10 protein-coding genes are annotated in these 12,525 nt (G+C 59.0%); all 10 read right to left on the bottom strand.

All coding sequences use genetic code 11. The features are described from left to right. Positions 1-30: 30 nt before the first annotated feature. The 10 genes from CKW31_RS03080 to CKW31_RS03035 all read right to left on the bottom strand — a co-directional run bounded on the left by CKW31_RS03080 (position 31) and on the right by CKW31_RS03035 (position 12,516). A complete protein-coding gene (locus CKW31_RS03080) occupies positions 31-1,374 on the bottom strand; it encodes an MFS transporter (RefSeq protein WP_095092986.1) in 1,344 nt (447 codons plus the stop codon). Between the two features lie 421 nt (positions 1,375-1,795). Further along, positions 1,796-2,557: a hypothetical protein gene (locus tag CKW31_RS03075; protein WP_256582473.1), complete on the bottom strand. Its 762-nt coding sequence runs from the start codon at positions 2,555-2,557 to the stop codon at positions 1,796-1,798. A gap of 372 nt (positions 2,558-2,929) precedes the next feature. After that, complete coding sequence (locus CKW31_RS03070) at positions 2,930-3,373, bottom strand: hypothetical protein (RefSeq protein ID WP_095092985.1); 444 nt, start codon at positions 3,371-3,373, stop codon at positions 2,930-2,932. A 13-nt stretch (positions 3,374-3,386) separates the two neighbouring features. After that, positions 3,387-3,833, bottom strand: coding sequence for a PspA/IM30 family protein (locus CKW31_RS03065; protein WP_095092984.1), 447 nt, complete (start codon positions 3,831-3,833; stop codon positions 3,387-3,389). Beyond that, the gene (locus CKW31_RS03060) at positions 3,830-4,735 is read right to left on the bottom strand and encodes an NAD synthetase (RefSeq protein WP_095092983.1); all 906 of its coding nucleotides are present in this window, start codon (positions 4,733-4,735) and stop codon (positions 3,830-3,832) included. Before CKW31_RS03060 ends, CKW31_RS03065 begins: the two co-directional genes overlap by 4 nt. Positions 4,736-4,829: 94 nt before the next feature. Continuing rightward, positions 4,830-5,765, bottom strand: coding sequence for a type VI secretion system-associated lipoprotein TagQ (gene tagQ, locus CKW31_RS03055; RefSeq protein ID WP_095092982.1), 936 nt, complete (start codon positions 5,763-5,765; stop codon positions 4,830-4,832). 86 nt (positions 5,766-5,851) lie between these two features. Continuing rightward, positions 5,852-7,573, bottom strand: coding sequence for an SUMF1/EgtB/PvdO family nonheme iron enzyme (locus CKW31_RS03050; RefSeq protein WP_095092981.1), 1,722 nt, complete (start codon positions 7,571-7,573; stop codon positions 5,852-5,854). Further along, positions 7,566-8,768, bottom strand: a complete 1,203-nt coding sequence (locus CKW31_RS03045) for an ABC transporter permease (RefSeq protein WP_095092980.1) — start codon at positions 8,766-8,768, stop codon at positions 7,566-7,568. Before CKW31_RS03045 ends, CKW31_RS03050 begins: the two co-directional genes overlap by 8 nt. Further along, positions 8,768-9,484, bottom strand: a complete 717-nt coding sequence (locus CKW31_RS03040) for an ABC transporter ATP-binding protein (RefSeq protein ID WP_095092979.1) — start codon at positions 9,482-9,484, stop codon at positions 8,768-8,770. The genes CKW31_RS03045 and CKW31_RS03040 overlap by 1 nt, the downstream gene beginning before the upstream one ends. After that, positions 9,484-12,516: a serine/threonine-protein kinase gene (locus CKW31_RS03035; protein ID WP_095092978.1), complete on the bottom strand. Its 3,033-nt coding sequence runs from the start codon at positions 12,514-12,516 to the stop codon at positions 9,484-9,486. The genes CKW31_RS03040 and CKW31_RS03035 overlap by 1 nt, the downstream gene beginning before the upstream one ends. Positions 12,517-12,525: the final 9 nt, after the last annotated feature.

The following is a 12,525-nucleotide window of genomic DNA, read 5'->3' as shown; positions in this document are numbered from 1 at the left end:
GGCTCCCACAAAGATTGCGATAACTCTTACCTACTTCTGCTCTGCATGCGCCCAACGATAATCAAGACGCGGTGCGCGGACTTTAACTTTGCGCTTGGTCTTGGTCAGTGTCGGTTCGAACACAGGCTCAGGGTCGCGCAGGAAGGCGGTCATTACTGCGCTCAGGGCATATAGGCCAGTGAATGCCCAGACCACGCCAGCAAGGCCGAAGCTGTCCTGGAAGATCGCGACGACGGCAGGGCCGACCCAGGTCGATGCGCCTGCGCCGAGGCTCAGGACCGACAATGCAGCGGCTTTGTTCTGCGGCGCGAGGGCTGGTGCCAGTGCCGACAGCGGTACGAAGCATGCCAGCGTCAGCCCGTAGAAGGCGCCGAAGATCGAAGCGATCAGGAAGTCATTCGGGAAAGCCTGCGGCATGAAGAAGAACAGCGGCGTGCTGATCGTGCTGCCGACGGCACCCAGCCACAGGATCGTATTGCGATAGCCAATCCGGGTACTGATGATGCTGGAAGCAAGGTTGCCGATGATGTTGAACACAAACACGATGGTCAGCAGTCGCAGCCACTCTTCAAGGCTGAAGCCTACGGTGTGCATGAAGAAGCCAGGCATGATCACCAGAAAGCCGAACATTGACGAGGTGTTGATCACGCGCACCAGACCGGCAAGCGACACCTTGGGCATTTCCCACATGATGGTGATGTTCTTGGCCATCGAGACCAGCGGTTTTTCACCTTCCGGTGCCAGACGCTGCATGCCGTGTGCTTCGCGCATGCCCACCAGACCAATCACGCCACCCACAACCACCAGCGCAAACGACAACCAGAAAGTCGCCATGGCACCGATCAACGGGATGCTCACGCTGGCGACCAGCGAGCCAAGGGTTGGCAGCCCGGCTGCGTAGGCAACCCAGAACCAGCCAACGGCCATGCCCATTTTGCGGGAAGGCGTTGCTGCGGCGATCCAGACCAGGAAACCATAGGCGAACAAGGGGTAGCCGAAGCCACGCAGGCCGTAGGTCAGCAGAATCATCGAGTAGCTGAGTTCTTGCAGGCCGTAGATCAGGAACAGAACTTCGAAGGCGCTCCAGATCAGCAAGCCGAGAATCATCACGCGCTTGGGGCCCCAGATGTTCGACAGCGCGCCGGCCAGCCAGGAGGAGACACCGACGGTGACACCGTAGATGGTAAAGACCATGGCGATTTCGTCGGCAGGCATGCCGCGTTCGCTAAGGAAAGGGGAGAGATAACCCAGTTCGACGCCATCGCCGATCATGAAGATAAGCAGGCCGACGAAGCCCCAGAACATTGGATAGGGGATGCCGGTTTTCTCGCAGAATCTGGCGAGTGCAGTGTTCGGAGTGGATTGATCGCTCAATTTTCCGGTCCTTCTTTTAGGTACAGCACGGCGTTTGGTGACGCCGTATGAATGGCCTCAATGAGGTTGAAAGGCAGGGTTGCCCGACACGCTGTTGGCAAATGCGCGAACACAGAACGTGTGGACTTTCATCTGATGCAGGATCGCCGCTATACGACTTCAATGACCCATGAATCTATGTTTTTTATAGATTTTCGAGCCCGTTTGCTTTTTGTTTATCCCATCTGGGGACGATGATGGCAACCGCTCTAGACCGGGCCACCTGTGGCGGGATGACGCACCGGTTTGCATATGATCCCCAGTTTATAGGGGGAAGGGCGTTACAAAAGATGTCGGAAAAAAGTGGCAAAAAAATATCAATCCAGTGGATTGCTAGCAATATCGATGGACATAACGGCATTTCTGCCATCACGACACACGTTTAACTCAGCGGATTAAAGCCATCCCCGGCCGAGCAGAAACGCTCCTGAACCGCTTGGCTGGCGTCGCTGCCATCTCTGTCGCGACGCTTGCCCCATTCGCGACATTTTTCCCGGAAGTAAACTTTGGCGCCTTTGCGGCATTCCCGGTGTTCGATTGAGCCGCGCCGATAGTTGGCGCAGACGCTGGTGCCGTCGATACGGTTGTTATTGATCGCCCACTCGGCAGCGTAGGTGCGTTTACCGTCCCATTGCCAAACGGTGGCCCGCTCGACGTTGAAGGCTGTCACGCGCTTGGTGCGCGCAGGTTGTTGCTGGTCGCTTTTGTACTTCGCCATGTAGGACGCGCTCACCAGACCGCGTGCGTCTGGGTTCTCGGTTGCGCGGGGGAATTGACCGTAGCGGCAAGTAGCTACGGCTTCGTCGATGATGTTGTCTGGTTTTATGCAGTCGGCCAGCGGTTTGGTCGTGATCAAGGCATCCTGCGTGTAAATCGGCGGCACCGGGTTTGAGCTGATAGGCAGCGTGGGCGCGGGGGTATGGTGCACGGTCACACGGCTAACGGTGCTGCTTATCAGGTCGCTGAAATGCACCAGCAGATAGCCTGCGGCAACGACGACCAGCAACGGCACGAAAATGCGCCGCCAGGTTCGTGCAGTGCTGGAAGAGTGGCGTCTATACGCCCGAGGCGCGTCATCAGCCTGAGCGTGCAAATGGTCAAAGGGATTGAGTTTGTCCCGAGGCTGGCTCTCGCTTGAATCCATACACTCTTCCTTGATGTGGGCTGCGCATCCTTTGCGCCAGGTGAGTCGAGGGTAAACCGATTGAAAGTGTTTCGCCAGCGTTACACAGGGTGCGGTGCTCAGGAGCTTTTCGATGTACTGACACTGCGTTGTCTTGCTCTTGTAGGACTGCCGGGCGGCACTCTGCTTTAGCCGGGAGAGCGGTATTTCTGCAGAAGAAAATTTAGCGACTGCCCTGACGTTCTCCCGGCTAAAGCCGGTCCTGCGGGATGAGCGCGGTCTCTGTGGGAGCCGGGCTTGCCCGCGATAGGGTTTTGGTGATCTATCTGACAGATAGCGGTGTCTGTATCGCGGGCAAGCCCAGCTCCCACAAAATCTGACGGTGTCGAATCACTAGTGCTTACGGCCTTTGCTCCGGGCTTTTATGCGCTGTTCGCGGATTTTGACCAACTCCTCCCGCATCTCGCGATGCCGCTTACTATTGAGCAGTAATAAACCCAGCAGAGGAAACAACAGACCTGTTGTGTAGGAGAACATGTGCGGCCTGTAGCCAAAGGTAAGCAGCACCGTGAGCAGGCTGATTATCAGCAATGCGACGATGATCCAGACACCCCAGGTCCTCCCCCGAATCATCACGAAATTACCGAAACACAGGACCACCGAGAGCGCGATGGCTGCCATCGCCGAGTAGCTACCCCGCTCGGAATACTCGCGAAAGTAAGTACTGCTCGCCAATGAGATGGCGACACTTATGGAAAATACCGCGAGAAAGAATGCGCCGATGAATGTTGGGAAATAACGAGCGAGAAATGCCTGCAAGCTGTCGGTATGGTTCATCGATGGTATCGACTCACTGACGCTTAAGGCCTTTTTTCCGGGCTTTCACGCGTTGCTCACGAACTTTGACCAGTTCCTCCCGCATCTCGCGATGTCTTTTCGAGTTGAGCATCAGCAGCCCAAGCAAGGGTAGAAGTATGCCGGTGGTGTAGGAGAATATGTGGGGCCTGTAGCCGTAGGTGAGAAGCACCGTGAGCAAGCTGATTATCAGCAATGCGACGATGATCCAGACACCCCAGGTGCGGCCCCGAATCATCATGAAATTACCGAAACACAGGAGCACTGTCACAGCAATCACGGCTACGAGTGTGTAGCGAGCCTCAAGCGGATGTCCTCGAAAATAAGTGCTGCCAACCAGTGAAATCGCACAACTCAAGGAAAACAGCGCGAGGAAAAATGTGCTGATGAACGTTGGGAAAAACCGGGCCAGAAAGTCTCTGAGGCCATCTGTGTAATTCATGGGGCAAGTTCCTCATAAAGCCCAACCGCTATGGATTGCACTGTCCCTGAACCAGCCAGTCCAATGGATGCACCTAACGCATCTCTGATTTGAGTCGTAGTTGCATGCTGTATCTGGGTGGGAGTGAAGCGCTTGGGCAATACACCTGCCGCCTGTTTTAGTCTTAAGAGCTTGCTAGTCAGCTCCGGCTGTCGAAGTGATAACAATTCATCTGTAAGCGCCTTTCGCTGTTGCCGGGACAATCCTTTGGAGGTCTCATACCAGCTTCGGCCAGTCGCCGCTTTACGAGCTTTTAGAAATTTAAAAGTAGTCAGTCCTGATGCTCCAACTCCCAGCAGAGAGACAGCATCCAGAACCGGCATGAGTGTTTGGTACCACTCTTCGTTATCCATTGCGTCATTAGCCGCAGGGTTTTCAGCTTCTTTGAAGGTGCGTACGGCGCCAACAGCGCACTGAACACTGCTTGCAGTCGCAGCAGCAACCCCAATCCCCGCCACCACAATACTAGCGCCCGCCGTAAACGGCACCGCCACTGTTCCGCTGAACACCACGAGCCAGCCCAGTATTGCGCCAGCGCAGGACAGGGTGGCGCCGACCGCTTCCTTGACCACACGTGATTCGCGCGGGTTGTTTTGCACTTCGTGGGCAAACTGGGCGGGGGCGATGTATTTCTTGGCTTCGCGCAGGATGATGCGCTTGGGCTGGATGCTGCAGATTGGCGTGAATTCACGGAGGGTGACAACGTTGAAGTCGGCGTCGATGTAGACCACGCCAGCCCCCACGATGCCGGGGTCGGCATCAATCGCGGCGAACAGCCGGGGCAGGTTGATGCGGCTTTCGATGCGTTGGCGGGCCAGGAATTGAGAAGGGTTGTTGCTCAGTCCGGTGAGAATCTGGGTCATGTTATTTCTTCCTTGTCATGCACGATAACCGCCAGCAGCCCTCTCATGCAGAGAGGGCCGATGGCGGTTATCGATTACAGCGACAACCAGTCAATCAAACGTTAGGGCAAGGAACCGGAGCCCAGTCGCCTACGTCAGGGCTTTTGCACATGCCCTCAACCTGGCTTTTACCAGCAGTAGCGACTTTGTCGCTTTCAGCCTGCTTGGCTTTGGCGTCGACCAGGGTTTTCTCGGTCTTCACGGCTTCTTGTGGAACGACCGGCAGTTTGGCTTTCGCTGGCTGCTTGGTCTTTTTCTTGGTGGTCGTTGCGGCAGCTGGAGCAGCGTCGGCTGCAGCCACGGTTGCTACGTCGGTGCGCTGTACACCGACTTGTTGCAGGTCTTTTTCGTAAGCCTGGGTGTAGTTGCTCAGGTCTTCACTGGCACGACCGTTTACGGCAGCGATCAGGTCGTTGGATTCTTTCAGGCCCGATACGATTTCCGCCAGGCGCTTACGGCCTTCGGTGTCGTTGATGGTCTTGGCTTTGCGGGCCGTCATCAGGTTGGCGAACTGCTGCTGATAGCAGGACTGCGAAGCACGAGCGTAAGCCGTGCTGCGGTCGATGTCAGCGGCGCTTTTGTTGATGTCGCCTGCATACGAAGCGATACGCTGCTTGTCATCGGTGATCTGCTTCTGACGCTCGGTGTAGTAACCGGCTGCGCCACCGACCAACGCCCCGCCCGCCGCGCCGATGGCGGCGTTGCGGCCACGCTTCTCGGAGTCACCGGTCAATGCACCGGCCAGTGCGCCACCCACAGCGCCCAGTGCGGCACCGGTAGCGACCGATTTGGTCATGTCCGAATCAGTGCTGCGCAGGTGTTGAACCGGCTCGTAGCATGTCGGGTAGTACTCGACCTTGGTGGTCGCGCCTACTTTGGAGACTGGGGAGCTGGCGCAACCGGTAAGAATGACCGCGCCAAAACCAGCCGCGGTCATCATCAGAGCGCGACCAGTGGAACGGGTGAGCAGGGGTTTACGGGACAAAAGCATATTTGCGTTCTCTTCTTTAGTTTGGACTAGCCCGACGCGGCTTACAGCCGCCCGAGTCCCCTCTGTATTTGCAAGACTACGACGGGTCATTGCTGACCTGCCGATGCAAGCAATTCCTTCAATATCGCCGCCGGATCGGCCCGCTTTTGCTGGCGGTAGTTACCGACATGACGCACGAATAGTGTTGCCCGTGTCACCAGACTCTTGCCGATGATCGGTTTGCGATTGAGTTCTTCCTTGATGCGCTGGAATTGCGCCTGGATCACCGCATCGGTGTAGCGGGTGCCGGTGGCCAGGTTGTCGATGTAGATCGCCACGGCGCCATCCAGCGCGCTGCGGCCGTTATCCAGCGCCGTGCCGAATAGCTTGGCGGTCGCCTCATCCTTGGCGTCCAGCGCCTGCTGCTGGCTCTTTTTGAGATTGGTCAGGCGAATGTTGTAGTTGCTGATGGTTTCAGCCACCAGCGCCGCTGACTGGATGAGGTTTCCCGCGGCCTCTTCGCGCTGTCGGGCGATCAGCGAGACGTTGCGCTTGAGCTCTTCGTTGACCAGTCCCAGCTCGGCTTGCAGACGTGTATCGGTGCTGGCAGCGATGATGCTGTCGAGGCGTTTGGTCGGGTCCTGAGCGTCATCAATGGCGTCGGTCAGCGAGGCCAGGCGACCTTCCTTTTCCCACTGGGTAAACAGCTCTTTGTAGCGTGAGCGGGGTGCCGACAGCGCGCCGATGGCAACCCTGAAACCAGTGGTTTCATTGCTCTGTTCGGTACCGTCGGCGGCAAACAGCGGGTACTCGCGTCGCATGCCGGTAAACAGCGTGCCTTCGCCCTCCAGATAGTTGCCGCCCTTGGCCACGAAGCCGCCATAAGTGCCCTGACGACGTCCGGCATGTACCAGCTGGAAAGATTCCTGAACCATTTCTGCCGCGTTGCCGATGACGTCGAACATGCCGATGGGGTTAGGCAATTTGGTGCCAATGGGCGTCAGTCTTGCGGCCTGGCCGGTCCCGCCCGCCACCTGATTGAAGACCGCCCAGTCTGCGAGCGGGCCGTCGCTTTCACTGCCTTCAACCCGTCGAGGGAACAGCCGGGCTTCAAGCTCCTGCCGACTGACCGCCTGACCGCCCCGCGCCGCGAACTCCCACTCCACTTCAGTGGGCAGGCGAACGAATCCGATACCACCGTCCTCGGCATCGTTGCCGCGGCCGCTGACCGGCAGCAGGTCGCGATGGTTCTTCATCAACCAGGCGCTGTAGACCGCCGCAAAGCGTTCGGCTTCGAAGCGTGACAGTTTGACCTTCGGTAAGCGTGCGGCCATGCCCTGGGGCACTTCGCATGCCGGGGCAGGTTCACCGCTGGCCAGCGACTGAGCCTGAGCCATCACTTGCGCGTATTGACGCGCCGTGACTTCGTATTTGCCGATGAAGTACATCATCGGCTTGAGCGGCGTGCCCTTGTCAGTTTTGGGCAGTACGGGGCCAATGGTTTTGCCCCAGTCACTGGACAAGTCCTTGAGGGTGAACTGACCGTTGATGAAGTCGCGTCGGTAGCCGGAAATAAACGATTGTTTGTAGCCAGGCTCGCCTTCGCTGAACGGATAGCCGAGGCTGATTTCTCGATCATCCAGGCTGCCTTGCGCGAGGATGTAGACGTAGCGGAAGACCATTTCGCCGTCGCAAGGCAACGGCAGGCTGACGTCATCCGGTAGTGGCTTGGGGTTGTCCAGTTTGTCGGTGTCGTCGGCCAGTACCTGACCGGCCATACATAGCGAGACAACAGCCAGTGCCAGCGCGGCTCTGCGCAACTCAAACATCTCGAATTCCTTCTGAAGCTTCAATTCGGGCCACGCGCCAGCCGCCCATCGCCGCAGCGCTGAGGCTGGCACCGAGCACGGCGAGCAGGGCGACGAAGTAGTGAACAGGTAGCAGGTGGCTGGCGTATTCATTGGTTGCTTGCGCGAACAATCGGTTCAGGCCAGTTTCGGCCAGGCCATACACGCCCGCCGCGAGCAGGGCCGCCAGCCCGCCGCTGTAAAGGGCCTGGAGCACCACGAACAGGAGCAGCGCGCCGGTACTGAAACCGAGCAAACGCAATACCGATAGCTCACGTCGTTTACGCTCAACGGCCGCCAGCGCCCCGGCGAAAATGGCGGCGAATGCGCCAGTGACGGCCAGCCCGGCAATGATCCAGAAGGTGATGGACAGGTTGTTGCTCAGGGACCGAACCTGATCAATAGCCTGGGCCTGAGTGGAAACCAGTTGTCCGCTGTCAGCGAAATACCGGCGCAGGGACTCAACGCCATCGAGGTCGTTTGCGTACAGCCGGAACGCCGGGTAGACCCGCTTTTGCGCAGACGTTGTCGGGTCGCCAGCCCAGCCTAGTGCTGTGACTTCACGGCCATCGCGGTAATCTTCGGCTGCCTCCAGCAGGCTCAAAGTCGCGAACATTGCATCGCGCTCGAAGGCCGCCAGCGGCAACACCGCCAGCACTTGCAAACGAGTGCGTTGCACCTGTGCCTGCCCGGCGACTTGCCGGGTAAAGGAGGCGTCCAGCCAATCTCCGGCTTTGGAGCCAAGTTTTTCTGCGGTGGTGTGGCTGAGCACCACGCTGTTGATCTGCACGGGCACTTTCAAACCTTCCAGCAGCGGATCACCGGCCGCCGTGGGGATTATCTCCACGTTCACCGCGGGACCTGCCGCCTGGCTGTTCAAATCTGCGGTGGCTGCGATTTGTCGAGTGCGCGGGATGGCGAATGCCACATCGGGCCGTTGTGCCAGGAGCTCGACGAAGCTTCGGGTGAAGCGGCCGCCGCCCATGGGGATCACCTCGCGCACGCCGGGGTCGTTCTCCAGCCGTTGGGTCAGGCTAGTGATCAAACCGAACTTGAGGCCGAACAGCACCAGCAGCGGTGCGATCACGGCCACCAACGCCAGCACGGCGCAGGCCGAAAGGCGTGCATCGGCGCGGTAATCTTGCCAGGCCAGGCTGGCCACCAGAGAAGGGCGCATCAGCGGGCCTCCTCAAGGGTTGCCGTGACACCGCCGTCCGCATCGCGTCGGCAAGCAATCCGCAGGCAACGCAGGCCGTTCGTACGGGCCAGCGTTTCGTCGTGGGTGGCGATGACGCAGCAGGTCTGCTGATCTGCCGCACCTCTGAGCAGAAGCTGCATGACCCTATTGGCGTTGAACGGGTCCAGTGCTGCGGTGGGTTCATCGGCCAGTAACAACTGCGGCGAGTGAGCCAGCGCCCGCGCACAACTGGCTCGTTGGCGCTGGCCAACGGAAAGCAACGAGGGCTTCTTGTGTAGCTGATCGGCGATTTCCAGTTGTTCAGCCAGGCGCTGCACGCGACCGTCGTCCTTCAGGCCAAGTAATTGTCGGGGCAGGGCGATATTGCCGCGCACATCGAGATAACTCAGCAAGCCGCCGGTTTGCAGCACGTAGCCCAGATGACGGCTACGCAATTGCGCCAGATGGTTTTGCTGCGCGTTACGCCACAGGCCGCCGATGTCGAATTCGCCTTGTGACGTCGAGAAGTCAAAACGCTGGGCATGATCCGGTGACAACACCAGCGCCAGCAGATCCAGCAGCGTGCTCTTGCCACTGCCGCTTGGGCCGAGCAACGCCCATTGTTGGCCAGCAATCAGCTCCAGGCGCGGAATCACCAGGCTGTAACGCTGGCTACCCAAGCCTCGCGTCTTGCGCACATCTCGCAGACTGAGCATCAGGGGAGCGTCGACAGCGGGACGCGATACAACGCGTCGCCCGGCTCGGCGTCACCGAACCGGACCCAGTTGGCCAGATCATTGTGGAAGGTTTCATACAGACGGATCTTCGAATCCAGTTCGTCAATGAAGTCTTCCTGTTCGGCCACGCTCAAGGACAGCCACAGGTCCTGAGTCATGCTCAGCGCCTTGCTGCGGTAAGGCAGGCCATCGAGGTATTCACCAAGAATGCCGCCTTCGGCCAGTTTTGCGCCTTTGCGCAGGGCCGAAGGATCACGGCTCATGTACGCGCTGGCGCTGGCGATCTCCTGGAAAAAGTCCTTTGGTGATGTCTTGGTTTTGCGTGCGGCATCAACGATCAGTTTCAGGGATTGCTGCAGGTCGTTGAGTTGCAACTTGGTCAGCATCACGCAAACCTGAAACGCGGGCAGTGTCGGGTTAGTCAGATCGCGGTCTGCGGCCCAGGCGCTGACCAGTTGGGGGGCCTGGCTGGCAGATTTACGACCCAGGAAATCCATATGCATCGCATAACCGATGGCTGCTGATTTGTCGGCAACGCTGGGCGCAGCGGCCAGATTCGGTACGGCTTGCGTTTGATTGCTGCGCACCTGATGCACAAGGTCGGCGAACACCGTGCCGATCTCATCGACCTGTGCGCCGAATTTGTTGACGTCACCGCCCGCCACCGGGATGTAGAGATCGCCGATTTTCGGATTGGCGTCGGCGGTCAGCGTGCGGTATTGCTGCTCGGCCTGCGCATGGTTTTTCTTGCCTGCGTCAGTGCGCAGGTGCAGTGCATAGATTTTGATCTGCTTGCTCAGCGCCGCCTGACGGACCTCCGCCTCGTTCATTTGCGTGCTGCTGTAAGGGTCGTTTTTGCGCAGAGAACCGGCATCACTGACCAGCAGGATCAAGCGCCCGCCGTAGCCGGACCAATCCATGTCGTTGACCGCCCGCATGACCCCGGCGAACGAATCTTCGTTGAAGGAATGGCTCGATACCGAGGTTGCCTTGACCTGACTGGCCAGTCGCATGAATCGCTCTGGATCGCGGCCCTGATCAAGGGTGATCAGGGTTTTACTCAAGTATTCCAGCCCAGGGGTCTTAGTGACGTTGTTGCGAAACCCGACCATCCCGAAGCTGACACTGTCCAGCTCGCCGCGCTGAGCGATCTTGCTCTGCAGTTCGTGCACGACGGTGCGAACCTGATCAATGTAGGGCTGCATCGACACCGACGTGTCCACAACCAGCACCACGGCTGTGCGGAAGCTGTCGGTGCTGGCCTGTGGTTTAGCGTTCGCGCTCTCGGCAGATTTGCGTTGCTCGCTGCCGGGGTCGATGGACGCCACATTCAACAACTGAACAGGCTGGCCGTTTTCATCGAAGGTTTCCCGGGATTCGAAAATCGGCAACAGGTAGAACTGATCCGGCGGTACTGCGCTGGCGCTTGGCTCCAATGCCAGAACCTGTTGGCTATCGTCAGGGTCGTTTTGCGCCTTGAGCAAGAGGTTTCTCGCGGCAGTAGTGTTGCCCAGCATGTTTTCCAGCTCGCCGGGCTGGCGCAGGAACATCACGGGTGAACGACCGGAGCGCTCAGTGAATTTAAGCACCAGGCTTTGCTTCCAGTCGCTGACCTGAGCGGCAGGTAACCAGCCTTCACTGCGTCCATCACTGGCCGCACCGACGCGCAGCCATTGGGCGCCATCGACGGTCTGGCGCTGATAAACGTAAAGCACCGAAAACGACGGCAGCGACTTGCTTGCCTGACCACCCGGTTCGCTCGCATAGCTTGCACCGGGCTTGCTCAACACACGCTGGAACAGGGTTTTCTTGCCGGGCATCAACAGTGGGCGCTGCCCGCCATCGGCATTGGCCGCAAGGGCCGGATTTACCGCTGGCGATTGACCGACAGGCGCAGTATTTGCCGCTGACGAGCGGGGTGTTGTCGGTGTGTTGTCTGCCTGGGTCGTTCCCGTTGAGCTTTGCGAGCTCATCCACCAGTAACCCCCGCCCGCGAGGCCGAGGGCAGCAGCAATTGCGACACCGAGCAACGCCAGCATCGGGCCTCGACGCTGTCCGGAAGCCTCTGTCTTTTCTGCTGTCGGTTTTGCCTGTGGGGGCGGCGGAGACGTTGGTGCGCTGCGGGGAATCTCGATGGACTCCGGGGTGATCCCGGCCAGATCAAGACCAGCCTGTGGTGGAATCGGCAGCGGTTGAACAATTGTGCTTTCAGTGGCTGTCGCTGGCAGATTATCCAGCGCGGCGATCAGTTGTTCGGCATTGGCAAAACGCTCCGCCGGGTCCTTGGCCAACAGCCGACGCAGAATGTCCTGATAGCGGTCGTGATGAATCGGCAGTTCTGGCAACGGCTCCGTCAGGTGAGCCAGCGCGGTGGAGAGTGCGTCGACACCGGTGTAAGGCAGCTTGCCGACCAGGATCTCGTAAAGCACCACGCCCAGGGCATACAGGTCGGCGCGCCCGTCAATGTCCTGTCCACGCGCCTGTTCGGGGCTCATGTAGCTGGGGGTGCCCACGGTAAAACCGGCCTGAGTGAACTGCGTGCGGTCGTCCAGGGATTTAGCGATACCGAAGTCCGACAGCACGGCTGTGCCGTCGGCCCGGAACAGGATGTTGGCCGGTTTCACATCGCGATGGACCAGCCCTTGAGCATGGGCGTAACCCAGCGCTGAGGCGATCTGGCGGATGAACAGCAAGCCCTGCTCAGGGCTCAGGCCCGCAGCGATGCGTTCCTTGAGCGTGCCGTTGGGCAAGTATTCCATGGCCATGTAGTACAGCTCGTCCACATTGCCGATGTCATGGATGGTGACCGTGTGCGGATGCGACAACCGCGCGAGGGTGCGTCCTTCGCGCAGGAAGCGTTCGCAGAAGCTGGGGTCGGCGGCGAGCGACGCGGCCATGATCTTCAGCGCCACCTTGCGTTGCAGTGAACGCTGGGTCGCCAGATAGACCGTGGCCATGGCGCCTTCGCCAATCTCACCTTCTATGTCAAAACCGGGTATCGAGATATCCATGGATGCTTT

The sequence above is a fragment of the Pseudomonas sp. Irchel 3A5 genome (assembly GCF_900187575.1).
Classification (GTDB): Bacteria; Pseudomonadota; Gammaproteobacteria; order Pseudomonadales; family Pseudomonadaceae; genus Aquipseudomonas; species Aquipseudomonas folii.
This window is presented reverse-complemented; position numbering and strand designations above follow the sequence as displayed.